This window comes from Pseudoalteromonas sp. NBT06-2, assembly GCF_002276045.1.
GTDB lineage: Bacteria > Pseudomonadota > Gammaproteobacteria > Enterobacterales > Alteromonadaceae > Pseudoalteromonas.
In genome coordinates, this window is sequence record NZ_NQMR01000006.1 from 95,081 (window position 1) to 122,008 (window position 26,928).

Sequence of the window (26,928 nt, forward strand, 5' to 3'; positions counted from 1 at the left end):
TATTTAAAAGTGTCCATAAATGGACGTTTAACTGTTCTATAGGTGGACACTTTAAATTTATTGTCAAGTACGGTTTTAATTAACTTATTGAATTTAAATATAAAAAAATATGGCACGGCAATTGTAATAGTTAGATTATTAAACGTGATTGTTGGAGTAGTGAATTGGATAAAAAAATAGAAAGATCTAAAAGCTTAATTGTTTTTAAAAAAGTGAGCTTTTTCGTTGTGATAGTGGTTATCAGTGTCGCTGCCTACGCTTTTTCATCAAATCAATCGGGCGGGCGCAGTCAAAATATAAATATCGAAAGCGTGACAATTAGCACTGTAAGCCAAGGTGCATTTATAGATGCGTTAAGCTTACGTGGTCAGGTAGTACCAAAAACAACGATTTACTTAGATTCTATCGCGGGTGGTCAGGTTGAGCAGCGCTTGGTTGAACAAGGTGACTTTGTTGAAAAAGGCCAACCTTTAGTGCGTTTAAGCAATACCAACTTACAACTAGATGTTATGAGTCGAGAAGCACAAGTAACAGAGCAACTTAACTTTTTACGTAATACACAAATGAATATGGCAACTAGCCGCTTAAATTTACGTCGCGACTTATTGGAAATCGAACTGCAAATATCACATTTATCACGCCGTTTAAAACAATCAGAGCCTTTAGTTAAAAGTGGTGTATTAGCAAAAGATCGTTTAGATGAAATTAATCAAGACTTAACTTATTACCAAGCACGAAAAGAGCTGACTTTAGAACGTCAACAGCAAGAAAACAGTATTCGTAAGGTGCAAATAGCACAATTGGAAGACAGCGCTAAAATGCTTGAGAAAAACTTACAATTTGCTCGTAATAACCTTGATAACTTATTGCTTAAAGCGCCTGTATCTGGGTATTTAAGCGAACTTGATGTAGAAATTGGTGAATCTAAAAATCGTGGTGCACGATTAGGGCAAATCGACATTCCTAACGAATACAAATTAGTTATAAGGCTTGATGAGTTTTATTTAAACCAAGTTCAGCGTGATATGGCTGTGCGTGTAGAACTAGAAACATCACACATAACAGCTAAAGTCAGCAAAATAGATAGTCGAGTGAGCCAATCGCAATTTCAAATTGAAGTTGACCTACCAAAAGAGGTTGGCAGCATTAAACGTGGCCAAAGCATAAATGTTGAATTGATGTTAGGTGGCAATAAAGATAACGCATTATTACTTAACCGAGGTGCATTTTTTTCTAGCTCAGGCGGTAATTGGGTTTATGTAATGGAGCAGGGTAACGATAAAGCGGTTCGTCGTGATATTCGTCTTGGTAAAAAGAATCAACACTACTTTGAAGTACTTGAGGGACTAATCGCGGGTGACAAGGTCATTACCTCAAGCTATGGAAATTTTGATAAAGCGCAACAGTTGCATATTGACTAGAGGCTGTTTAACTTTCGAGATTGTTTTTGCAGCGAATTTAATAGCAATATTTATCTAGCCGTCATCAGTAAATCGTAACCATTAAATAGAAGTGCCAGATATTGAAAAATAATATATCAGGGCATTAATCCGATTGGTATGACTATCATACAAAAACTAAGAATAAAGCCAAATTAAGGAAGAGAAACTATGATCAATTTAACAAACTTAAGCCGTGTTTTTCGTACACAAGATATTAAAACAACAGCACTAAATAACATTAATTTAACCGTTAATGAAGGTGAGTTTGTGGCTGTTATGGGACCTTCAGGTTGTGGTAAATCTACCTTATTATCTATTCTAGGCATGTTAGATTCACCGACTTCTGGGCAGTATGAATTTACTGATAATGGTAACAGCCAAGATATTTCTCAATATAGCGAAAAGAAATTAGCGCAATTGCGTAAAACGGCCATTGGCTTTGTATTTCAAAGCTTTAACTTAATTGATGAACTTACTGTTTATGAAAATGTTGAGCTGCCATTAATGTATTTAAAGGTATCAAAAGCGCAGCGTAAACAAAAAGTAGAGGCTATTTTGAAGCGAGTAGAGATAGATCATAGAGCCGATCATTTTCCACAGCAACTATCTGGTGGTCAACAACAAAGAGTGGCAGTTGCACGGGCTTTAATTGCTGATCCTAAATTTATTTTAGCCGATGAACCAACGGGCAACTTAGACTCGAAAAATGGTGATGAAGTCATGACCATGTTACGCGAACTTAATCGCGAAGGCACTACCGTTATTATGGTGACTCACTCAGAAAAAGAAGGTAACTATGCCGACCGTTTAGTACGCTTGCTTGATGGACAAGTGATGGTTGATAAAACAAATAGTTTACAGCAAAGCATAAAACCAGCTCAGGTTGAGGTTGCTTAGTATGCTTTTCAATTATTTGAAGACTGCACTGCGGGCGATAAGAAAAGATCAGCAACATTTTTTTCTTAATTTAATCGGTTTTAGCATAGGTATTGCCGCGGCTATTTTAATGGCGCTATTTGCTCAGCATGAATTATCTTATGATAAACACCAGCCTGATAGTGAAAGAGTGTATCTTGCACACACAGATTATACCGCAGTAGGGTTACAAACAATATCTATTAGTAGTTTTCGCCTTGCTGAAATAATCAAAAGTAATAGTCAGGTAGAGTCTATATTCAGACTTACTAATACCCAACTCATTGGTCAGGACTTGAGCAACGTAGTTGCAGTAGGTGGCGTTAATCACAGGTTAAATGATTTTTATATGGCATCGGCTAATATTCTTGATTTTGTCAACTTAATAACACTTGCTGGCGACATCTCAAAAACATTATCACAGCCCAACCTATTGGCACTGAGTGAGCGAGAGGCTTTGCGTATATTTGGTGATATTAAAGTGATAGGTCAATCAGTAAATTATAATAAAAGCCAATACACCATAGGCGCTATCTTTGCCAATTTACCTGAAAACACTCACTTTAAGTTTGATAGCTTAATGAATATGCCAACCCAATTAATGCAGGAAGGTAACGGCTATGCCTATTACAAATTACACAAAGGTACAGACTTACCGAAGCTAACTAAGCTATTGATAACACAAAGCCACGCTATTCGTCCTTGGCAAGCAAAGCAAAACGTCAATATGGCATTAATTAACATGGAAGACTTACACCTTAAAAGTCATGATCCTGCTGCAATGAAAAGCGGCGGTTCGTCAACAGTGCTGCAAATAAGCATAGGGTTAAGTGTTATTTTGATCATTATTGCCAGTATCAATTTTATTAATTTAGCTATTGCCCAATCGTCAAAACGCGCTAAAGAAGTAGGAGTACGCAAAGTATTAGGAGCAAGTAAAACACAGCTTATAATACAGTTTTTAACAGAATCATTTTTGGTGGTATTAGTTGCAGGTCTGATGGCTTTTGCGCTAGTTGAACTCACCTTACCTGACTTTAACCGTTTGATGGGCAGGGAGCTTTACCTAGATTTTGGCGCTGTTTTTATTTGGGAGATAGTTGCTGTTATGCTCGCCGTAGGATTACTTTCTGGTTTATATCCAGCGGTGTTTATTTCATCTTTTAGCGCTAAACGTGTACTCAATGGTGATTTAGTTCGTGGTAGCACAGCAATTTTTGTTCGCAAATTAACACTCATTTTTCAAGCGGCTTTATCTATCAGTCTAATCATAGCAGCAGTATTTTTATATAAGCAAATACAGCTAATTAATGCATTGGATGTCGGTTATGAAAAGTCATCAAGGTTAATCGTCAAATCTCTGCCGAGCGAGGCAATATATCAACAAGCGAACAATAGCTTATTCGCTGCGATTAAAGACTTACCCAGTGTTGAACAAGTAACAGCCTCTAATACCAATGTAACTGACGATATGGAATTTAATTTGAATTTCGTTTGGCCAAATGGCCAGAGGGTTGAGGGAATGCAACCGACTATTTCAACAGGTTACTATCCCATTGAAACGATGGGGCTAACATTACTTGCAGGCCGTGACTTTACCCCACAATTTAGTGGTGATTGGTATTACAGGACTGAAGATAAAACTCGTTACGTCAGTGTCATAGTAAGTCGCCGTATGGCTGAATTAGCAGGTTATCAAGATATTAACTCGGTTATAGGGTTAACGCTTACAGAGCAAATGCGCAATATGAAAGCTAAAGTGGTTGGTGTTATCGAAAATGTCAAAATTGGCTCCGCACGGCAACAAGTATTACCTATGTCACTCAACTTAGGTTTTTTTGATGTCAGTGTGACCAGTGACCTGGTAATAAAAACGCGTGGTGCCGATATAGCTATATTGAGTAAGCAGTTAAAGCAACTAATAAGTAAGGATCTACATTTAAGTGATGTAGAGATTAGTCAATTAACAGATGATTATGCTAATGCCCATAAAAATGAACACAGAGCATTAAATATGGTGACTATTTTTAGTTGTTTAACTATTTTTCTAATGTGTTTAGGCACTTTTGGTTTAGCTTCCTTTGCTACTTTGCGCAGACAAAAAGAAGTGGCGATGCGCAAAGTGCTAGGAGCATCGCGATTAAGCATAATGAACCTGCTTGCAAAAGAGTTTTTAGTTTTAGTGGTAATAAGCATTGTGATCGCTTTCCCACTCACTTACTGGTTAGTTGGCGATTGGTTAGCTAACTTTAATGACCGTATTGAACAAGAATTTAGGGTGTATGTTTTAGCTGCCTTTAGTGTAGTCTCAATCACTTGGCTGACTGTCGCTAGCCTAGCGTTTAAAGCGGCCAGTACACGGCCTTCACTGATTTTGCGTGATGAGTAAAAGTTAATTTATACCCAGAGAATAAGGTTACAAGCATTATGTTTATCCACCATTTGAGTACAGCACTGCGTATTTTTAATCACTACAAACTCAATAGTGCTCTTAATGTACTTGGCTTGAGTATTGGCCTAGGGGCGGCGATATTGGTGGGCTTATTTGCCCATTATGAGCAGTCTTTTGATTTACACCAGCCAGATCATCAACGGGTGTATCGCTTGCAGGTTGATGTGAATGTACCGGGCTTAAAAGAAGTTCCACTTACGCAAATCAGTGTGGCACAAACGCTCACTGAGCGGGCCGACGTTGAGTCGCTATTTTATCTCACCGACGTGATAGACAGCGATTACATGAGCGATCAAGTTAAAGTGGATGGGCAAATTCTCAGGCTTCGTAATATCTATGGAGCCTCTGACAATATATTGCAATTCATTAAGTTAAACATTTTACATGGCGATATAGCTACGGCGTTAAGCTTACCCAATCACATGGCATTGAGTCGCAGTGAGGCAACGCGTTTGTTTGGCAAGACACCTGCCCTTGGTAAGCAACTTGATATTGATGGCGAGCGTTTCACCGTCGCGGCGGTTTTTGCCGACTTACCCAACAACAGCCATTTTTTATTTCATAATTTAGTGTCTCTTGATTTAGCTAAACCTGAGTATCAAGGAGCGAGCTATATTTACGCCAAAGTTCATAAAAATGCCGATATCGAAGACATAGAGCAGCAACTGGCACAGACATTGATCCGCCAATTTAACATTAAAAACAGCCAGTTGTTTTATCGTTTGGTGTTAATGAAAGACATATACTTTAATGCCCATTCACCGTTTGAGTTAAAGCCCGGTGGCTCGCCATTGCTAGTGACATTAAGCCTCGTATTGTGTGTGTTATTGGTGGCCATCGCGCTGGCTAATTACATTAATTTGGTGGTGTCGCAATTATTATTGAGAGTAAAAGAGCTGGCCATTCGCAAATCGCTTGGAGCCAGTCAATGGCAACTGATCAGCCAGTTTTTACTCGAAGCTTGGTTAATGATGGTATTTGCGGCACTGCTGAGTGTGTGTTGGGTCGAATTATTGGCCCCCGCTCTGGGTGATTTATCAGGGCGGCCTATTGAACTGTATTGGCAAAGCCAAACAATGCTGCTGTTTGTATCGGCTGTGTTAGTACTTGGTAGCTTAGCAGGTATGTACCCCGCTTATTTAGTTGCGCGTGCACCTTTAAAAATGCTTTTACAAGGGTGCTTGGCTAACAGTGGGCTGATCCGCAAAGCGCTGCTGATCTTTCAATCGGCCATGGCGGTAACATTAATTGCCGGCTGCATACTGTGTTTGCAACAGTTGGCATTATTGCAAAGCCTACCGGTAGGGTATCAAAGTCAAGGCCGAGTGGTTGTTAAAAACCTCAGTAGCGCCCAAATGATGGTAAAAGCACACCCTATACTTGATCAGATCCGTAAACTCAACGGGGTGGTGCAAGTGACAACCACAGACACCGACTTAACCGACTCTTTTATGGAAAGCTTTTATTTTCGCTGGCCAAATGGTTATGAAGAGTCGCACTTCTTACCAACCATTGGCACCGGGTTTAACGCGGTAGACAGTTTAGGGTTAACCTTAGTATCAGGGCGCGATTTCTCACCTGAGTATCAAAGTGATTGGTTGCACTTTACCACGGCGAATAAAACAGACGATGCGCCTCAAGCTATGGCAATTATGGTAACTGAAAATATGGCCAAACGAGCAGGGTATCAAAACCCAAATGAAGTGGTTGGTTTAACGCTTACCAGTGTGTATAGCAATGTAACGGCGACCATTGTGGGGGTGGTTAACGATCTCAAATTAGGCTCGGCAAAAGATGAATGGTTGCCCTTGTCTTTTTCATGTGGGTACAGCTCACAGTCAAGGGTTGATTTGGTGATTAACACCCACCTACCCGCTATACACGCATTGTACTCACCTCTCAGTAACTTACTGGCAGAGTTTAAGTTAACCACTGAACCTGAATTTAGCCTAATGGCTGAAGATCAAGCCAATATGTACCGGGTTGAGCAAACCATTATGCAGTTGCTGTACTATTTTGCCTTGCTTGCCATTGTGTTGTCTTGTTTAGGGTTGTTTGGTTTGGCTTCTTTTTCAACCATCAGAAGGCAAAAAGAAGTGGCGATGCGCAAAGTACTCGGTGCCTCACGTATATCTATTATTAATTTGCTGTCAAAAGAGTTTTTGGGTTTGGTGCTTATTAGTATCGCCTTTGCCTTCCCGATAACTTATTGGCTAGTGGGCGACTGGCTAGCAGGCTTTAACGAACGTGTAGAGCAAAGCGTTTGGGTTTACCTGCTCGCCGCTTTAGTGGTGGCGGCTATTACGTGGTTGACCGTAGCAAGCTTGGCCTTTAAAGCAGCAAGCACTCGTCCTTCACTTATATTACGCGATGAATAATATTTATATAAAAATAATAAAGGAATTAAATAATGATTAAATTAACGCAACTATCTCGTGTATTTCGTACTCAAGATGTAGAAACAACAGCGCTTAATAATATTAATTTATCGGTAGAACAAGGTGAGTTTTTAGCTATTATGGGGCCATCGGGTTGTGGTAAATCTACCTTGTTATCTATTTTAGGCATGTTAGATTCGCCGACTTCTGGGCAGTATGAATTTACTGATAATGGTAATAACAAAGACATTTCTCAATATAGCGAAAAGAAATTAGCGCAATTGCGTAAAACCACCATAGGGTTTGTATTTCAAAGTTTTAACTTAATTGATGAACTCACTGTTTATGAAAATGTTGAATTACCTTTAATGTATTTAAAAGTATCAAAAGCACAACGTAAACAAAAAGTAGAGGCTATTTTGAAGCGAGTAGAGATAGATCACAGAGCCGATCACTTTCCGCAACAATTATCTGGTGGTCAGCAACAACGTGTAGCTGTTGCTCGTGCTTTAATTGCTGATCCTAAATTTATATTAGCCGATGAACCAACAGGTAATTTAGATTCTAAAAATGGCGAAGAAGTAATGAATATGCTCAAAGAGTTAAACGCCCAAGGTACGACTGTGATCATGGTGACGCACTCTGAAAAAGATGCCCAATATGCCAGCAGAACGGTACGTTTATTAGATGGTCACATCATGCTAGATAAAGCACAGCAAGTATTGTAATCAACAGAGATTGCTTAAAATGATCATATCTTATTTAAAAATGGCTTTTCGGAGTTTTGGAAAGCACAAGCTACATACAACATTAAACATATTAGGTTTAAGCATTGGTTTAGCGGCTTCAATTTTAGTGGCGCTTTATGCGATACATGAAAGTGGTTATGATCATTTTCAACCTAATGCTAACAATACTTATCGTATGGTATTTCATGATAACCAAAGCGGTAATGAATACCTGTTAAGTACGCCAAAAGCTTACGATAAAATCAAAAAAACATCAGGTGTTGAAGCTGTTTTTTATTTACTGAAAACTAAAATGTTTACTGACGATAAAATTAAACTAGAAGAGCAATATCATCAGTTATCTGCTAATTATGCTGTTACTGATAATATTCGAGATTTCATTGCTTTAAATGTCATTTCAGGAGATTTAAAGCAAAGTTTAACGCAGCCTAATTACATTGCTTTATCGCACAGTGAAGCACTTAAATTATTTGGTGACATTAATGTCGTTGGGCAAACTTTATTAAGAGCCAAGACGAATAAGCGTTTAACCATTGGTGCTGTTTTTGAAGACTTAAGTGCCAATAGTCATTTTCAATTTTCATCACTCACTTCTTTTGCACCTTATAAAAATGTAAGAGGTAATGTGGTTCATGCTTATGTGAGAGCGAGTGAAAATGCAGATGTCAGTAATGTGGCGAGTAGCATTACTAAGTTGATAGCTGATATATGGCAGTGGCGAGATAATTACTATTATTTACAACCGCTAAAGTCGATTCATCTGGGGGCTAATTTCAACAATGATATGAAACCTGGCGGCTCAGAAAAAACGGTCACAATCAGCATCATGTTGAGCCTGCTGCTGTTACTGATCTCTTGTTTTAATTATATCAATATGAGCATCGCTCAAGCGGGTGCTCGTGCTAAAGAGGTTGGTGTACGTAAGGTATTAGGTGCTAATAAACTTCAGCTTATTTTACAATTCTTGGCGGAATCGATTATTGTTGTTTTATTTGCAACTTTATTTGCAACTTTAATTGCTTGTGCCTTGGTTGAGGTATTTTTACCAAGCTTTAATCAGTTGGTGGGTCGTGAAATATTGATGAACGGTTGGTTGCAGTTTTTATTGCCAATTTCTATTGGTGTGCTTTTTATTGGCATATTATCAGGTTTGTATCCTGCATTGTTTATCGCTTCATTTAATGTGAAACGTGTTTTAAGTGGTGATTTTAAGCGAGGAAAAACAGCAACCAGAGTACGTAAATCACTTATGGTGTGTCAGTGTGCTTTATCTATTAGTTTAATAATTGCTGTATTGAGTTTAAGTCAGCAATTGAATCTATTAAATAACTTACCGGTTAACTATCAAAAGTCGCAACGCTTAGTAATTACTGATGCGCCAAGTAATAAATTATACGACATTAATGATTTAAGTATTTATCAATCCTTACTTAATCTGCCTAGCGTTTCGGTGGTTACGCCTTCCGACTTTTATTTAACTGACAGCAGCAATGCTGGGTTTTTCATTGATTCTATTGCAGGTGTTGAGAGCTCAAATACGAGTATGGCTTATGGTGGTGTTGGTTTTGATGCTGTAGCTGCATTAGGTTTAGAGTTAATAGCAGGTAGAGATTTTTCAACACAATACCAATCTGATTGGTATAATCGAGAGGCTTTAACTGCTTCGATAATTATTCCTGAGTCGAGTTTAAAACTCACTGGTTATGCCACAGCTGATGAGGCAATAGGTAAAACTTGGATCTTTTCTGCGGGCCCTGCTGCTAAAGTATCAGGGAAAATAGTTGGTGTGATTAAAGATGTAAAAGTCGGTTCAGTTAGGCATACAGGAGCGCCTTTAGTATTTGTTTGTGGATTACCGATAGGTGGTGTTTATTCACTTGTAATTAAAACCAATGAACCAATAACTTTCGAAGTGAAAGCTGATATTGCCAATTTGGTTGGAGAAAAGCTCAATATGTCGCCTGTTGAAATACAAACTGTATCAGCTAATTATGCAAAACTCTATTTTGAAGAATCTCGCTTGGTAAGTATGGTGACAGTTTTTTGTTATTTAGCGATATTTTTAACTTGTATCGGAATGTTTGGTTTAGCTGTGTTTTCAGCGCAACTGAGTAGTAAAGAAGTGGCTATTCGAAAGGTAATAGGCGCATCAAGTATCAGTATTATTACGTTATTAAGTAAAGAATCATTAGCCTTAGTTATTTTTGGTATCGTGATTGCTTTTCCATTGAGTTATTTTTTAATTGATAGCTGGCTTAATAATTTTAATGTGCGAATTACACAATCAGCACTGGTATATGTTGTTGCATCTCTGGCTGTTATGGCTGTTACTCAGTTAACTATATTTATGGTTGCTTATCGCACTGCCAATATAAGACCTGCCAGCGTATTACGAAGTGAGTAACGAGATACCTCTCTAAAAATATGATCGACTATAAAAATATCGCCGTTTTTATAATAGATCATTGTTATTTCAGTTAAGTTTTGTTTAAATACACTTTTCTTTCGAATCGAAACTTAATTGTAGCCAAATGACAAAACGAAATACCCAACAAAGACGCCATACGATACTGAGTCAAGTGAATGATTTGGGGGAAGTAACGGTTGATGCTTTGGCTGAGCAATTTGAAACCTCAGAAGTTACGATTCGAAAGGATTTAACCGCATTAGAAAAAAGCGGCTTGTTATTACGTCGTTATGGTGGTGCCATTGCACTGCCGCAAGAAATTGTTGCACAAAGTAATCAAGCGCTTGTTTCGCGTCGAAAAATGGCAATTGCTAAAGCAGCTGCTAACCTCATTAAAGATCATAATCGCATTATTATTGATAGTGGTCGAACGACTGCGGCTTTAATATCGCAACTGACCAATAAACGCGGATTATTGGTAATGACAAACGCCATGAATATCGCCAATCAATTATTATCTTTAGAAAATGAACCCACATTATTGATGACCGGAGGAACTTGGGATCCGCATTCTGAGTCTTTTCAGGGGCAAGTTGCAGAGCAAGTTTTGCGCTCATATGATTTTGATCAGCTATTTATTGGTGCCGATGGCATTGATATTGACCGGGGTACGACAACATTTAATGAATTAATGGGATTAAGCCAAGTAATGGCTGAATCTGCTAGAGAAGTAATCGTTATGGTCGAATCTGACAAGATTGGCCGAAAAATACCGAATTTAGAATTACCTTGGCACACAATAACAACCTTAATAACCGACAACAATTTGGCTGAAGATATTCGCCAAGCGATTAAAGGTTGTGGTGTAGAACTTATTTGTGCCGATGTGAACGAATAGTTTATCCATAAAGATATTTAAACCATACACCCGTGCAGGAGAAAGATATGTGTGGAATAGTTGGGGCTGTTGCAGAACGCCCAGTAAATAAAATTTTAGTTGAGGGTTTAAAGCGCCTTGAATACCGTGGTTACGATTCAGCTGGCGTTGCCTTATTAAATGGCTCTGAGCTATCAAGCGTAAAAGCTGTTGGTAAAGTTGTAAATTTAGAAAATGCTTTAAATGAATCACAATGTAAAGGCACTACAGGTATTGCGCATACACGCTGGGCAACCCATGGTGGTGTGACAGAAGCTAATGCTCATCCGCATTTATCACATAATCAAATTGCGTTAGTGCATAACGGTATTATTGAAAATCATGACAAATTACGTAACGAGTTAAAAGTAAAAGGTTATGAGTTTTTATCTGATACTGATACGGAAGTTATGGTACATACTATTCATGACTTGCGTAAAACTTCAGATAGCTTATTAGCAGCAGTACAGAGTGCAGTTAAATTATTTGAAGGCGCTTACGGTACTGTTGTTTTTGATAAAGATAACGATAATGAAATGATCGTATCTCGCTCAGGTAGCCCACTTGTAATTGGTTTAGGTTTAGGTGAAAACTTTATTGCTTCTGATCAATTAGCATTATTGCCTGTGACACGTCGCTTTATGTTTCTTGAAGAAGGCGATGTAGCCCGTGTGACGCGAGATTCTGTTGAGATTTACGACTTAAATGGTGAGTTAGTTGAGCGTGAAGTACATGAGTCGAATATAACGCAAGATGCATCAGGTAAAGGTGAATTTCGCCATTACATGCTTAAAGAAACATACGAACAGCCAGTGGCTGTACGTAATACACTTGAAGGCCGCTTAACTGATGATCGTGTTACTGATGACGCTTTTGGTATTTTTAATGGTAAAAATGCTATCGAAATATTAAAAGATGTAAAACATGTGCAAATTATTGCATGTGGTACGTCATATCATTCCGGTATGGTTGCCCGCTATTGGTTAGAACAATACGCAGGTGTGAGTTGTAATATCGAAATCGCATCAGAATTTAGATATCGTAAATCTTTTGTTCATGAAAAAAGCTTATTAGTAACCATTTCACAATCTGGTGAAACTGCTGATACCTTAGCAGCTTTACGCCTTGCTAAAGAGCAAGGTTACATGGCTACAATGACTATTTGTAATGTTGATGGTTCGTCATTAGTACGCGAATCAGACTTAGCATTTATGACTAAAGCGGGCACTGAAATTGGTGTTGCTTCAACTAAAGCATTTACAACCCAACTAGTTGGTTTATTGATGTTAGTTGCCGGTATCGCACAAGAAAAAGGCTTAGAACAAGCACATATTATTAAGTCGATTAAAACGCTACCAAATAAATTAGAAGAGGCACTGAGCTTAGCGTCTGGTATTGAAGACTTGGCTGAAGAATTTGCAGATAAACATAATGCCTTATTTTTAGGCCGAGGCGATCAATATCCAATCGCCATGGAAGGTGCGTTAAAGCTTAAAGAAATCTCTTATATTCATGCTGAAGCGTATGCAGCTGGTGAGTTAAAACATGGTCCATTAGCACTTATTGATGCAGATATGCCAATCATAGTTGTAGCTCCAAATAATGAGTTATTAGAAAAACTTAAATCTAATGTAGAAGAAGTACGTGCACGTGGTGGCATTATTTATGTATTTGCTGATAAAGCGTCAGAATTTAAGTCAGATGAAACGATGCGTGTAGTAAATGTGAATCAGGTTGAAGATATTCTAGCGCCTATCGTTTATACCATACCGTTACAGTTATTATCTTATTACGTAGCTGTAATTAAAGGCACAGATGTTGATCAACCACGTAACTTAGCAAAATCAGTTACAGTTGAATAATAAATCATAGTCGGTATGGGAAATATAGCTGTTATTGAATGTTCGCAACTTAGCTAATAGTGCGATACAAAACAGAATAGATCGAAACTAAACAAGATCGATACTAGAATTAAAAGTACGAAATCAAAAAAGCGACTTTCTCATAGAGGAGTCGCTTTTTATATATTTGTGACATGATTAGTTAAGCAAAGCTTAGATCGTGAAGGAATGGTCTGACTTAATTTCGGGTTGTATTGATCCTGTTAATTATAATAAATTTTCGAAATTGGGTCGATTTTTACGCGATGAATGCAAGCGTGCTCAAATATTAGGACAAGAATGGAGAAGCCCTGATTTACTTCTGAAGGGGTTCCGCAATCGTCATTTACACCCCTTAATCGATTGGCGACTTGGCTTAGATTTATTATCGGTAGTACGTGACTCTACCTACATACCAGGTGTAACGCCATATTTTGAAGACTGGGGTCTTGGTCTGCAAAGCTCACAGGAAGAGTTTGCTGAAATAGCTAAGAATTATTGTTCGGCATTTGGTGATGGAAACATTATCCCAATCACCGATGGTTCTTACCTTCACGGTTGGATTTCTGAAGATAGAGAAACTTTGGATATAGTTGCCCACCCACTTTGGGAACTTGATCATCAGATGAGAGACGAAGTTTCGAAATCTATTATTATCTTTGCTAGAAAGCAAGCTTTTGTCAAAAATGTAAGACTTTTGGATTCATTTAATCTTTCTCGAAGAATGTCATGGGTTAGGAATAACTCATCTTTATTTCTAGAATATGAGATTAGTTTTTTTAGTGATGGTACCTGTGGTAATCAGAATCAGTTAATACCTGAAATGGAGGTAGGAAGCCTGTTTGACTATGAAGGAGAGACTTGGAAAAGAATACTAGAGCAAGATGTATGGTCTATTAAGAAAGGAACTTACATAGTTGCAAAAGATGGAATCTCCCCTTTTATCGTTAAGGTGCAGGTTCTACCTGGCAATACACGAGTGAAACCAATAGGGAAAAGCCCATTGATTAAAAATCAATGGGCGAGCTTAAAAGTGTTGGCTGTGGCCAATTAAAAATTATAGGAGTAGTTATTTATGCCACGATTAATTGGACCTGTTCCATCAGATAAGTGGGAAAGGGAAGTCCGTAGGCAATTGTCTAAGCAGTTACCTGATAGTTGGATAGTGATCTGCAGTGTTGCTTGGGCATTGAAAGATGGATTTGGTCCTGTTAAAGATGGAGAAGCTGATTTTGTGATTTTGGCGCCAGATTTAGGCTTGGCTGTTATTGAGGTTAAGGGGTCAAAGTCAGTATATGTTGGCGAAGATGGAACATGGTACAGGCGAGACTTTAGTGGTCATGAAATAAAGCTGAAAGAATCACCACCTGAGCAAGCAAATCGAAATTTACATACGCTTACTAAGGTAGTAAAGGATGAGCTATTTGTAGGTGAAAGGAACGCTTTTCCCGGTTTACATGCATGGGTAGTGGTTTACCCAAACGGGGAAGTTGAAGGGAAAATGGACCTATATGATGACTCCACTCTTATAACTAAAAGTCGCATGCATCAATTAGGTGGGGCAATTCGGGGAGCATTGTTATCGAAAGGAAATGAGAATATAGGTAAAAAATTCAGCCGAGAATTAGCTGCTGACACTGCAAAAATTTTGACTAATCAACGTTTTCGAGTGATTAAAGTTGATACTGAATTAGACGCTCATGAAGATGCAGAAAATATTGAGGAGCTAACTCGTCAACAGTTTGCAGCATTGCGAGGGGCATTTGAATTACCACGAGTTGCAATCATTGGGCCCGCAGGTTCAGGTAAAACATTGCTTGCGTTTTGGAAGTTGTCAGCTCTGCTAGAAGAAGAGAAAAAAGCAATTTTCGTATGTTTTAATAAGAAATTGGCAGAGAGCTTAAGACTTAAACATCCCGATATGGCGAGTGCTATTTTTAGCGTCGATTCACTATTTTGGAACCTAGTTGATGATCATTCTGGTAGCGGTGCATCAGACTTCTATTCTACTGTATTACCTGAAAGAGTTATGGATTCTTTTTATAGTGAAGATGCTAAATATGATGCTATCGTTATTGATGAGGGGCAGGACTTTGGCGATGAGAGAATTTTTGCTTTATTTGAATTACTTAAAGACAGTAATAACTCCCAGTGGCTTTACTTTGGAGATAATAAGCAGGACTTATATGGGCAAGGTACCAACGAGACCTTAGGTGCTGAAGTGACGTTCCGCCTTTACCACAACTGTAGAAACACAGAACGAATTAACGCAGCAACTAACAAAGTTTGTAGTGGTGTGGTTAAACCTATGCCTGGTGTACCTAACGGTGAAGTACCCCATGTTAGTATTTGCAAAGTTGATTCTATGGCACAAAAGGCTTGGGATCTAGTAAATGAATTGAGTGCCGATGGTGGTGCGGTGATTCTTTCCCCTTACAAATTAGAAAATTCATGTATGAATTCTTCTAGAAAGGCCTATAGCCTTAACTTAACGGAAGATATTAGCAAGCTTGGCGAACCGGGTTTTGTGTTTTATTCTACGATTAAATCATTTAAAGGCTTGGAGGCTCGACATGTAATTTTTATACATGCGGACAAGCCAGGGATGAATCCAGTATTGGCAGAAGAAGACTTGTATGTAGCGTTCACCCGTGCGACAGCAAGGCTGGACATAATTACAACCAATCGGGAAGCTGACTCTTGGCTTTCGGACTTGCTTAAGGCATTGAGGTAAACAGAATCAGATCAACGTCTATTTATGTTGATCTGATCCTGTTGAAAATATAAGGGCACTATTTTAGCGACCCGGTATTTTAAATTTTTCGTTTAAGACATACCCTGAAATAATCTAAGTATTGAAAATACGAATAATACTTGGGTTGTTCTTTAGCAAAAATCTTTAGTCAGAAGCTGAAGTAAGTCGAATTAATATAAATTACTTATTAAAATGGTCGTTTAAGAAAGTGGCTCAGGTTTAGTGAATAATACTCGTGTTAATAAGCAGTTTAACAGCTACTAAATAAATTAGAGAGATTTCCAAGTTTTAACCAAAATATCTTAGTTACTATATTTTATTTCGTGCATATGCAGGAATATCAATGTATTCATCATCACCCCGTGCTACAGCTTCTTTGAGCGTTGCTTTACGTGACTTCCTAGACTCTATAGATTCATCAAATACTTGAAAGTGGGCTTTTTCCATTAAATCTATAGCTTCCTTATTGGAGATTAAGCCTAAAACCTTCCCTGCTTGAATAAAGCCCTCCGTGCGATGTTTTTGTTTATCGTTCTTTTGGTGATTTTTCGCATTTTTTAATATGCCGGCTAACTGTGAGTAGCATGAATTGATAAATGTTTGTTTGTCCATAAATTTCATTTTTAGTGCAAAACTCTAATTCTTACTGATAAGTACTAATAAACCAATTTATTTACTTTATTTTTAAATAAAACTCCTCTCGCTAACCTGTTGCTTTATATCATCATTAAAATCTAAGTATTTCTTTTGTTTTATTATATTACCAGTAACTTGTTGATATAGAAGGTTTTTTCTTGGTGTAGTTGGTTTTTTTTGGTTTGGTTGTGCTAGAATTAAATTATTGAAGTGGTGTCAGGATGACACGGAAGTAACTGAAAAGGATTTTAGTCATGAATAGTAATCAATTAGTTGGTCATCGTGAAAAGGAGCAACTGAGTTTGGATTTAGTAACATCAAATAGTTTGGTTGAAAACTCACAAGAGCCTTATAAATCAGGGTTAACAGTTCAAGATTTTTCATCTGAAGGGCAGGCTTGGAGAGTATATTCTCGCACTACTGGTCGAGTACATCAGTATTTTTCCAAACTTGAATATTGTACTCACCTTCTGCTTGATTTGAATCCTAACGTTATTGATATTAAAGATCAGTATCCTCATGATTTGTCCCTGTCACTGGAGTTGACGCAAAAACTTGGTATTAACCACCCACCTCAAAACGCAAAAGAGAAAAAGCCATTAACTACAGACCTTGTTGCTGTATTTTCAGGTTTAGATGGCCCTAATAAAACTGTTGGAATATACGTAAAATATGCGAAAGATTTTAACAATTTTCGAACCGTAGAAAAACTTCATCTCGAGCGGGAATCCCTTGCTCAATTAGGTATTTCCATGTTGATATCATCGGAAGAATCAATCGATAAAGTAATAATGAAAAGTATTGATTGGATACTTTCGGTTCACACATCCCAAATGGAAGGAGAGCTAAGTTTTGATTACGCAGCAGAGATGTATGAGTTGTTACAAGCGAACCCAGCTGAAAAATTAACAACAGTTCTTAATCAATTGGATCGTCAAGGGGAAGTTGAAGATGGCTATCACCTCATGGAGCTTAAATGTCTATTGCAATTCGGGTATCTATCATTTGATTTAACTAAAAATGTACTCTTTTTATCATGCGAAGATATTGAATTAACACCCGAGGTGGAATCATGAGTGATCTAATTTGTATTAACGCGGTTTACTCAAGAGAAAGTGGCATTTTTCGCTATTTAGCTGATACGGATGAAGGCTATATATTCATTGATATCGTTGATAACAATGCTATGCCAAAGTTAGTTACTTTTGAAGAGTTAGATGATGAGGTGCTTACAGGCACCATTACTGAGGTTAAAGACCCTTGGCAACATTTAAGAAGCCGCCATTTTCAACCTGATCATGATTACATAATTTTACGTGATAAAAACTACGCGTTAATAAAGCCTCTTATTACTCACCCGAACTTTTATAGTCGTAATATTAGAGGGTCAATCACAAATATTTTGGTTGAGACAGGTACTGCTTCCAAAAGTACTATATATCGTTATGCTAGACGCTATTGGCAGCGTGGCCAGAGTAAAAATGCTTTGCTACCTGACTACAACAATTGTGGTGGCAAAGGAACAAAGAAAACTCGAGGAGATAAATCTTTAGGTAGGCCAAACGAAACTGCTGGATTAAATGGAGTCGAATTATCCCCTGAATTAGAAAGTTTAATGCATTCAGCAGTTTTGGATACGATCTTATCTGGAAGGTATAGGATAGATTTAAAAGGTACAAAAAAGAACCTTTTTGATATTGAAAAAGCTTATATAGAACTTCTTCTAAGATACTGCGAAGGTGATACCATAAAACTTGATGATAAAAAGCCTAGTAAGGCACTGTTTAGTAGATATTATTATGAAAAGTTCACCCCTGAAAGGCGTGCTCAAGCTAAACATGGTACAAAACACTTTAATGCCAATAATCGAGTTTTAACATCAACTGTAAGGGAGAACCTAATTGGTCCCGGACAATCTGTCATTATCGATTCTACACCTCTTGAAATCGGTGCAGCTAATGAGGATAGATTTCCTCTTGGAAGACCGACCCTGTACGCTGCAACAGACGAGTTTTCAAGTGCAATTGTTGGCTTTTTATTGGTATTAACACCTCCTTCATATTTCAATGCCGTGAATTGTATGACTGTTGCCGTTTGCTCTAAACAAGAGTTTTGTCGAAATATTGGCCTAGAAAAGTATGCAGGTGATTGGATTATGGAAGGAATACCTCAAGCTTTCTTTTGCGATTTAGGCCCTGAATTCAAACGGCAACCAATAGAACAATTCGTTACTGTTTATCATCGCTCAATTAAGAATAGTGGTGCCGGTCAACCAGATAAGCGTGGTATTGGTGAAAAAGTCTTTGATAGAATTCACGGGCAAATAAATCATAAATGCCCAGGGGTAGTTTCAGAATATTTGCCTAAAAAAGCTGGCGGTAAAAATAGCCAGGCTGAATACACTTTATGCTTAGAGGAGTTGAACAAACTTCTACTCAAAGCTGTAATCACTTTAAACAATAAACCATTAAAGGATTGGGATGGTGATGCCGACTTTCCAAGTGATTTAAAAAAAACGCCTAACAATATATGGAAATGGGGTATAGCAAATAGAACTGGGTTATTGCAGCACGCAGAAAGAAATCATTTCTGGTTTTCAATGTTAAAAAGGGAGGAAGCAACGGTAAGTAATGATTTACTAAAAATCGACCAGATCCAATACAGTTGCCCTACTTTGGCGGGGATCAGAATTAAGAAATATCACTCGCGTAAAAAGGTCACTGTCGTAAGAGATATGGATGATGCATCAGCAATTTATTTGGTGCCAGGTGAAGGAAAATCAGATTACATTCGTTGTGAGTTAAGTCCTCATTTCCGGAGGTATAAGGGAATGCCGTGGGCAGATGTTTTAGTGGAGCTGAAAAAGGCTAAAGATGCACATAATAAAGGCATGCACACGTACTACAAAAATTCTGTAGATTACCTCTTTGAAAGTAAAAATATGGTTGTTCAAGTGAATCAGGATAAAAAGGAAAAGCTTGGTTCTTTGTCTAAATCCGAAAAACTATTGTATCTCGGCAACAAATCAAAGCAGCGTAGTGAAAGCTCAAAAATCTATCGTGCAATTAAGCCAGAAGAGTTGCATGGGGAAAGGAATGTAACTGAACAGGTTAAAACTGATTCTGTTGCTTTATCCAAAACACAATTTTTCATGGATGATGAGGATTAAATTATGGAAAACCACCGTCAATCACTGCTTATTCCTGAGATACCACCAAAAGCCCTGGATGCCGTGTATGTTGATTCAAAATCACCGTACTACAATAATAACTTGTTCATTGATTCGTTACGGCCAGCATTAGGCGCTGTAGGTTTAAAAAACTGCCTAACAAGTGGAAATAGAAATTTGCCAGATGTGAACTCTGGTAATGGTATCCGCAAGCAAGCGATTCGAGCGTTAGTGAATGAATACTTCGTCCCAGTCCATGAGGTCCTAGATTTATACGATAAAATCGATTGTGCAATTAAAGATGGCTATAAAAGTAGAGGTAGTAACAGTCAGAGTTATCAGCAGCAGTTGGTTAACTTTTCTTGCGCTATGAAAAATAATGAATTGGGGTGGCGAGATCATACTCAGCAAACTTCGAGAGAGAATAGTTTTTTTGTATACAGCGAGGCAGGGTCAAAGAGGTTAGAAGCTATTCAACGTTGTTTACATACTAACCCTCAAGTTCTTTGGCATAACAAGATTCACCAATGCCAAATTGTCCATCTAACGGTTGACCTATCAGGAATCCAAACGCCGTTAGAATACTGTGCAGTCTTTTTAAAGGCTTTAGAAGATGCGTTAGGTCCTGAAAAGTATGCTTATGAAGTGGAAGTTTCCGGTAATGTTAGTGCAGCTTTTCTAAAGATAGAGTCGCTGGTACTTACGTATAATGTTGGGATTTTAGTGGTAGAGTCACTAGATAGTATAAATGATTGGCAAGAGTCCAATAAGGTAAGAATACTTAAGCATTTCCATTCACTTGGAAAATCCCTCCCTATTGTATATTCAGCAACAACAGATGTATTCAATTCTGTAGCACTTGATATGCCTTGGATGCTTAGCGCTCTATCACTTGGCAGTATTTACTGGGATCCCTTAAAACACACTGAAAAAACGAGTAAAGAAGCGCAATTACGTTGGTCATTGTTTACTAAACGCTTATGGAAACAACAGTGTTTGAGAAGTTCAACTGTGCCTCTTACCGAAGAGATAAAAGCCGTTTGGTATGACGCCTGCCAAGGGATAGTGCAACTTGCGATGAACTTTTTTAGTTTGTGCCAAATCGAGGCTATTAGTAGTGGTGAAGAAGTAATTACTGTTGAGTTAATGCGCAGGGTTCGTCGCAAAGAATCTAAGCCTTTAGAGCTTATGCTAATGGCATATAAAAATAATGATTTGGGGCTTTTATCTATTATCAAAGGTGCAGGTAGTTTTGATGTTAAAAGTAATCCAATGAAAACTCTTCAAAAGAAAAAACTAACGAAGGACAAAAAAGTACAACCTAGCAGTAACCAAATGCCTCCTGATTTTAAGAAAATCCCAAAGAAGGATTGGTGCAAGTTGCCTGAAGATGATTTGCGCTATAAGTTTGCTATGTGTGAAAAGGGCAAGTTCTATCAGCTCTTGAAAAGTAACGGTCTTGTCTTATCAATGCAGGATTTAATGGGAAATGTACAACTTTCCAAGCCCTCAACCTGATGAATTAGTTTACAGTTTATTAGCTCGAGCAAGAGTGAAGTTCTGTGAAGTTAGCCCTAAGGTTTTAATAGAAAAGGTTTTTGGCTCACGCTCGGTAATATCATCCCTTCATTTTCCGTCAAGAATACAACCTTTGGTATCTGGTAACCTCAACTCTACAATATCAACGATAGAGTTGATTTATAACCATACACTCTTCCCTTTATATGCGCCATTCATACCGGAAGAACGACGATTAATGTGCGTTCAAGCGATGCACGATAAGTCCTTTGGTCAGCCATACTTAGCTACAGGCTTTGCCGCTTCACGTATACCGAATATAACAGGTATGCGTTATTGCCCTGATTGCATGGCGAAGCAAATAGCAGAGCATGGAGAGCCGTATTGGCAGCGTATCCATCAAGTTTCAGGTTTAGAAAGCTGTACGCAGCACAATACAAAACTGGAGGTTGCGAGCTACTACCAGTCAAGAGTTCATAGGCATGAGTATTTTCCAGCGAGCAATATTTTGTGCAAGGCCAAGCCCAAAAGGATTCATAGTGAATATGATATTCGACTCTATCAACCGATACGTGAATTGCTTAATAGAGGTGATCTTTTATCACCAAACTATTCTCAGTGGACTCAATATTATCAATACCTCATAGGGAAAAATCACTGTAATAAAGGAAGGTATGTTAGTTATGAAGCAATAAAGGAGAGGATTTTAGCTGAATGGTCAATCGACTGGCTTAAACGATATAACTTGCATCACTTAGATGAACAATCGAGCTGGTTACATGCAATAACTCGAAAACACAGAAAGTCTTTTTCTTATTTGGAACATCTCGTTGTTTTGAAAGCTTTGATTGATGGCCTGTGGTCAATAAACCACGTCATTGAAGATGTTCTGTCGTTAAAAGCGATTATCGTTTGTTCACCTACAAAGAAAGTGGGAACTATAAATGCTGAAGTAATTAGAACTTATAAGAAAAAGTGGTTGAGTCGCGTTAGGTTTTTAGGGACAAAATTAGGACGTATTGCAGGCGGTGGTTCTGTGTATGCTTGGCTGTATCGACATCAGCGAAATTGGTTACTTAAGTTAAATCGGCACTATAAAAGGCCAATTCATCATAGTCTCAACCGCATTGACTGGAGTAGAAGAGATAAAAATGTTGTTAAGGAGTTAATCAAAGTTAGGAATAGCATGGAAGAAAACATGGATCAGCCTCGGCAATCAAAAAACTGGTTTATGAATCAACTTAATAGGAAGGAAACCATATCAAAGAACTTAAATAAATTACCGTTAACTCAAGAGTTCTTAAATCGCTACGAAGAAACAGTGACTGATTATCAGATCAGGAGGCTATCAAGAACAATTATTACTCACTATCCCAAGTTACCACCTCGTTGGGTGCTTCTTAGAGAATCAGGCTTAAATGATAAGCGTATTAAGGAATTAGCGGATAATTTTCTAAGTATTGAAATCGAAAACTAGCTCAGTTAAAGAGCAATTTTAAATCGTTAGTCAACGGTATTAGGAGTAAGGTATGCCAAGAAAAGTAACGTTAGTCGACTTTGATGGAGAGCATCAATTTAACGGCGAGGCTTCAGCTGAACATGCAATGATGCTTGGACAACTCATATTTGCCACATTACCACCAGGTGAAACAGAAACTATTGAGGTTCTGAATGCTTTAGTGCAAAACCTATTTTGTATGTCTAAAACATTTGGAGTGAAAACTTTAGATGTTTATGATGAAAATTACGGTTCCTGTACTATTTCAATTGAGCACCCTAAAGATATTAGGAGTAATAAATAATTGAAGACGCTAATAGTGGTAAGTACTAGTTATAAACTATATATGCTTTAAAACTAGTACTGATAAGGTGAAATTTTTAGCTTTGCTCAATAATCGTACCTTCAATTAACTTGCTTGGGGTAAATTTTGAGAGAATATAACGTTGAATTAGGAATAGTGCTGCATCACTAATTACAAATAATATGGCATTTTCAATTAAGTCTTTCGTTTGTACTGCAATGTAGTTTGTTCCTTCATTGTCGACAAAAAACTTTAAACTAATTAATCCAATAGCAGTACCTATTAATAGCTTTAACATCAAACTTAGAGAATTACTCATTGTAATTACAACGGCTCGAGTATTTTGCTTTAATTCATTTACGAGATCTCTTTCAGGAGTCTGGTCGCGTTTAGTTTGAATTCCAATCATTTCGCTTGCCAAGGAATGGACTATTAAGGCAATAAAATAAGTTATTAGTACAAAGATTACTTTGTTCATATTTAAAAAAGATTCTAAAAAATTAGATATAACTAATATTAATGACCCAGGTTCAGATGTGATATTTGTCCACCCTACGTTTAATGAGCCAGCTAAAGCTGTAAAGGCTGTTAGAAATAATAAGGTGATTATTAATAAAACCTTTAAATGTTCTGTGAGTAATTGGCGCATAAACATAAACACCATAATATTATTGATGAACGTTTTGATGATAATAAATAGTTTTTTCAAGCTTAAATTCCCTTTAATTAAATTATTCTTTAATGAAGTAATCGTAAATCATCATATTTTTATACATTACAATACACTAACTCATTGATAATAACCTGATATTAGTTCAGGTAAATCTTTTTAAAGTAAATTAGTTATTAGAGAGTGCTGAGATCCAACTAAGTACGGTTTGTTTTTGCCATGCTTTAAATCTAGAACCTAAATCTAAAGGCTGAGGAAAACTCCCATCATTTACCATTCTATATATGGTGGAACGGCTAACCCCCACTAAAAGGCTCACTTCTTTAATACGGATTAGACATTCAGGTGGCTTTTCAGCGAGTTTATCTGTCGATAATGGGTCATAAATGATTTGCTTTGTGGGGGCTGGTATTTCTTGGCTAATGTTTTTCGTTATTTCATTAATATGGTTTAGCCCTTGTTGCATCTCTGATATGTTGTTTTTAAGCTTCAGGCTCAATTGGTCCAAATAATAAAGTAAGTATTCCTTTTCTCGTTGTTTCATAACCATCACCACTCAATCAAAAGTACCTAAAATATTAGTTTCGTACTTTGATAGTTGCCAACTATTGGTATGGTGATTTTAGTTTTGTACTTTAATATTTTTCTAGGATCGTACTTTATTAGTAAGATCATACATTTAGATAGATCGCTTAGTTGCGTACTTTATTTAGCTTATATAGGAAATTTGTCGGAAAACAATAAAGTTCTTTACCAAGTAATAAAGTATCATACTGGTTACTCAGTGACTCATTTCTTAGCGGTTTTCCCCGAAGTCCTTGTAAGTAAGGCTTTCAGGAAAAAATACATCATTAATGCTGTAACCTTTAATGCTGTTTCTCAAAAAGCTAGATTAATTAATGTTACATTAAAGGTTACATGTGTTTTTTCTTTGTAACCTCATTCTTTTTATTTTTGTAACAAATCAAATTCACTCTCTAGTTCAAAGGTATGAAAGGAAAGTTTAATTATGCTTATTTAGCTAATAAAGTGTGTTCATATAAAACATATGAGAACATTGTTTTAAACTAGGCTAATACGCATTTTGTTTTGTAAAAGTTGCTATTAGTTTTATTTTCTCTTTATATTTGATATTGTCGTTTCGAAGACAGCATAATATTTAGTGATATTGGTTGGAGATCAAATTTAAAATGAGGTGAATTAAACTGTCGAAAGACAATAAAGTTTGATCAGTTACATTAATGATTGATCATTTTTTAATAAAGAATAATGTTGGGTAGCGAGCGTTGTTTTAAGTAATTTTATAATAAAACTCACATAAAGCTTATGTCCCTTAAGAGCGATAAGCGGACTTTGAACAGTTGATTGACTCTGAGGTCTACTCGAAGTACGGACTAATAAAAAACCGTCGATAATATATTTTATCGACGGTTTTTATGGTTGTTTTACTGTAACTGTAACTGTAACTGTAACTGTAACTGTAACTGTATTATCCGCAGCGTACTGTAGTCTTCTCCACTTTTTTATATTTACAATCAGTCATTTATGCTTTATCTTGTTGTTCCGATTTTTATCGGTTAATAATAAATGTATATTACAAGGAATTAAAAAATAATGAACTTTAGTAAAACAATAATTGTAGCTTCGTTATCGCTTGGAGCTTTTTACACTCAAGCTTCAGTTGAACTTTTTTCTGATTCACATTTTGGTGGAAAAAGAACTGTTTTATTTGGAAGTAAATCAATTAAGAATACTAAAGATGAAATCGGGATGCATGATTCTATTTCATCATTAAAAGTTGGCCCAGGAGAATGTGCCGTTCTTTTTGAAAACCATAGTTACACCGGTATAACTAAGTTTTTCGGTCAAGGGGAACACTCTGATTTGCGCAATGAAGGGTTTAATGATGAAACTTCATCGATCCACGTTTTTCCATCCTATTATTGTGATGCTAATGATTTAACTTACTTTCATAGACACGCCCCATACGGCGATATTAAGTTTGCTGTTGCAAAAGGTAATAGCGATGGACTTTCAAGTTATTGGAATGATGAGATTAGTAGCATAACTGTTGGTCGAGATTCTTGTGCTATTGTTTTTCAGCATGGAAGTTACCAAGGAACTGTGCATGAGTTTAAAGAATCGGTTGCTACATTAAGCACCTGGAGTTTTAATGACAAGATATCCTCATATCAAATTGTAGAAGCTAGTTCTTGTAATAACCCAACCGAAGGTGGCGGCGTTGGCGGTGGCAGTGGCGGCGGCGGCGGCGGTGGAGATCTGGTGCAGTACTAGGAAAAAACGGTGGTTGTTAAAGGGCTTGCTAAAGCCCTTTAACATATTTGATTTAGCAACCTTTACCTTGTAAAGTTTACTTTTTATTTTTTGCTGAGAAATCACTTGCTACCGGAAATTTTTGTTATTAATTTAAATCGCAGTTTGGATAGGTTAAATAGTATAAATAAACTGTTCAATAGTTATAAAGCTGACTTTACTCGCGTAGAGGCTATTGATGGTAAGGATATTTTTGATTTATCTTCTGTTGGATACAATGATAAACTCAATCAAAAACTATACCACAAACCCTTAAATAAGGGGGAAGTTGCTTGTATTTTAAGTCACAAAAGAGCTCTGACTAAGTTTATCGAAACAAGTGATAATCCAGTCGCGTTAATTCTAGAAGATGACGCTTATTTTAACGAGGACTTATTGATATTCTCAAGTAAAGTTCACCCAAGTTATAATAATTGGGATGTAATAAAATTACACGGCGGAAAAAAAGCAAAAAAACAACTAAAAACAATTCCAATCTACAAGGGTTATTCTTTAGGCTTTCCATGCAAGATCCCAAACTCTAACTTAGGTCAACTAGTTAGTAAAAAAGGCGCTGAAAAAATATTGAAACTATACGATAACTTTGCAAAACCTGCCGATGTAATTTTACAAAATTGGTGGCAAAGTGGACTTGTGGTCTTACATTGCACCCCTAACCTAGTTTATTCGAACGAGTCAAAAAGTATTATCAATTCTTTTCAAAACAGAAATGAAGTTCAGTATAGTAAAAGTAAGAAACTCAAGCAAAAGATCAGGTTTGAATTTGAGCTTTTACATAATAAACCAGACCTTTCAATTCTAGAGAAGGTAAAGTCTTCGGTTACAACTTAAATTATAAACCTCATTGTAATTTATATGCTTATAAGCTTTCAATTTACTTCCGATAATTAGGATTATCAGAAGTA

20 protein-coding genes are annotated in these 26,928 nt (G+C 37.2%); 17 read left to right on the plus strand and 3 right to left on the minus strand.

The features are described 5' to 3' along the window. Positions 1-164: 164 nt before the first annotated feature. The 10 genes from CJF42_RS02710 to CJF42_RS02755 all read left to right on the plus strand — a co-directional run bounded on the left by CJF42_RS02710 (position 165) and on the right by CJF42_RS02755 (position 15,873). Entirely contained in the window at positions 165-1,421 is a 1,257-nt protein-coding gene (locus tag CJF42_RS02710; protein WP_095365204.1) for an efflux RND transporter periplasmic adaptor subunit, read from the plus strand. Between the two features lie 189 nt (positions 1,422-1,610). Next, the gene (locus tag CJF42_RS02715) at positions 1,611-2,339 is read left to right on the plus strand and encodes an ABC transporter ATP-binding protein (RefSeq protein WP_095365205.1); all 729 of its coding nucleotides are present in this window, start codon (positions 1,611-1,613) and stop codon (positions 2,337-2,339) included. Position 2,340: 1 nt separating this feature from the next. Beyond that, entirely contained in the window at positions 2,341-4,746 is a 2,406-nt protein-coding gene (locus CJF42_RS02720; protein ID WP_095365206.1) for an ABC transporter permease, read from the plus strand. 38 nt (positions 4,747-4,784) lie between these two features. Continuing rightward, positions 4,785-7,187 carry an ABC transporter permease gene (locus CJF42_RS02725; RefSeq protein ID WP_095365207.1) on the plus strand — a complete coding sequence of 801 codons (2,403 nt, stop codon included), beginning with the start codon at positions 4,785-4,787 and terminating at the stop codon, positions 7,185-7,187. Between the two features lie 32 nt (positions 7,188-7,219). After that, positions 7,220-7,915 carry an ABC transporter ATP-binding protein gene (locus CJF42_RS02730; RefSeq protein ID WP_095365208.1) on the plus strand — a complete coding sequence of 232 codons (696 nt, stop codon included), beginning with the start codon at positions 7,220-7,222 and terminating at the stop codon, positions 7,913-7,915. Positions 7,916-7,934: 19 nt separating this feature from the next. After that, on the plus strand, positions 7,935-10,340 hold the full coding sequence (locus CJF42_RS02735) for an ABC transporter permease (RefSeq protein WP_095365209.1): 2,406 nt from the start codon (positions 7,935-7,937) through the stop codon (positions 10,338-10,340). A 127-nt stretch (positions 10,341-10,467) separates the two neighbouring features. Further along, positions 10,468-11,241, plus strand: a complete 774-nt coding sequence (locus CJF42_RS02740; RefSeq protein WP_095365210.1) for a DeoR/GlpR family DNA-binding transcription regulator — start codon at positions 10,468-10,470, stop codon at positions 11,239-11,241. A gap of 47 nt (positions 11,242-11,288) precedes the next feature. Then, positions 11,289-13,121, plus strand: a complete 1,833-nt coding sequence (gene glmS / locus CJF42_RS02745; RefSeq protein WP_095365211.1) for a glutamine--fructose-6-phosphate transaminase (isomerizing) — start codon at positions 11,289-11,291, stop codon at positions 13,119-13,121. A gap of 199 nt (positions 13,122-13,320) precedes the next feature. After that, positions 13,321-14,193, plus strand: coding sequence for a hypothetical protein (locus CJF42_RS02750; protein ID WP_095365212.1), 873 nt, complete (start codon positions 13,321-13,323; stop codon positions 14,191-14,193). A 21-nt stretch (positions 14,194-14,214) separates the two neighbouring features. After that, entirely contained in the window at positions 14,215-15,873 is a 1,659-nt protein-coding gene (locus tag CJF42_RS02755) for an NERD domain-containing protein (RefSeq protein ID WP_095365213.1), read from the plus strand. 330 nt (positions 15,874-16,203) lie between these two features. Here CJF42_RS02755 and CJF42_RS02760 read toward each other — a convergent pair whose 3' ends face one another. Next, positions 16,204-16,506 (minus strand): hypothetical protein, encoded by a 303-nt coding sequence (locus tag CJF42_RS02760; protein WP_141235465.1) that lies wholly within the window; start codon positions 16,504-16,506, stop codon positions 16,204-16,206. Between the two features lie 278 nt (positions 16,507-16,784). On the opposite strand from CJF42_RS02760, the gene CJF42_RS02765 reads away from it, so the two are divergent. The 5 genes from CJF42_RS02765 to CJF42_RS02785 are packed head-to-tail and all read left to right on the plus strand — an operon-like array spanning position 16,785 to position 23,019. Then, the gene (locus tag CJF42_RS02765; protein ID WP_095365215.1) at positions 16,785-17,606 is read left to right on the plus strand and encodes a TnsA endonuclease N-terminal domain-containing protein; all 822 of its coding nucleotides are present in this window, start codon (positions 16,785-16,787) and stop codon (positions 17,604-17,606) included. Further along, positions 17,603-19,699 carry a TnsB C-terminal domain-containing protein gene (locus CJF42_RS02770; RefSeq protein WP_095365216.1) on the plus strand — a complete coding sequence of 699 codons (2,097 nt, stop codon included), beginning with the start codon at positions 17,603-17,605 and terminating at the stop codon, positions 19,697-19,699. Before CJF42_RS02765 ends, CJF42_RS02770 begins: the two co-directional genes overlap by 4 nt. A gap of 3 nt (positions 19,700-19,702) precedes the next feature. Then, complete coding sequence (locus CJF42_RS02775) at positions 19,703-21,217, plus strand: hypothetical protein (RefSeq protein ID WP_095365217.1); 1,515 nt, start codon at positions 19,703-19,705, stop codon at positions 21,215-21,217. Beyond that, the gene (locus CJF42_RS02780) at positions 21,189-22,694 is read left to right on the plus strand and encodes a TnsD family Tn7-like transposition protein (protein ID WP_095365218.1); all 1,506 of its coding nucleotides are present in this window, start codon (positions 21,189-21,191) and stop codon (positions 22,692-22,694) included. The genes CJF42_RS02775 and CJF42_RS02780 overlap by 29 nt, the downstream gene beginning before the upstream one ends. A gap of 52 nt (positions 22,695-22,746) precedes the next feature. Continuing rightward, entirely contained in the window at positions 22,747-23,019 is a 273-nt protein-coding gene (locus CJF42_RS02785; protein ID WP_095365219.1) for a hypothetical protein, read from the plus strand. A 76-nt stretch (positions 23,020-23,095) separates the two neighbouring features. On the opposite strand, the gene CJF42_RS02790 is transcribed toward CJF42_RS02785, so the two are convergent. Next, positions 23,096-23,728: a hypothetical protein gene (locus CJF42_RS02790; RefSeq protein ID WP_141235466.1), complete on the minus strand. Its 633-nt coding sequence runs from the start codon at positions 23,726-23,728 to the stop codon at positions 23,096-23,098. 130 nt (positions 23,729-23,858) lie between these two features. Next, on the minus strand, positions 23,859-24,233 hold the full coding sequence (locus CJF42_RS02795) for a helix-turn-helix transcriptional regulator (protein ID WP_252097505.1): 375 nt from the start codon (positions 24,231-24,233) through the stop codon (positions 23,859-23,861). 1,070 nt (positions 24,234-25,303) lie between these two features. Between CJF42_RS02795 and CJF42_RS02800 the strand changes: the two genes are divergently transcribed. Together CJF42_RS02800 and CJF42_RS02805 are read left to right on the plus strand one after the other, a co-directional pair. Continuing rightward, positions 25,304-25,984 (plus strand): beta/gamma crystallin-related protein, encoded by a 681-nt coding sequence (locus CJF42_RS02800; RefSeq protein WP_095365221.1) that lies wholly within the window; start codon positions 25,304-25,306, stop codon positions 25,982-25,984. Positions 25,985-26,089: 105 nt separating this feature from the next. After that, positions 26,090-26,854, plus strand: a complete 765-nt coding sequence (locus CJF42_RS02805; protein WP_170940450.1) for a glycosyltransferase family 25 protein — start codon at positions 26,090-26,092, stop codon at positions 26,852-26,854. Positions 26,855-26,928: the final 74 nt, after the last annotated feature.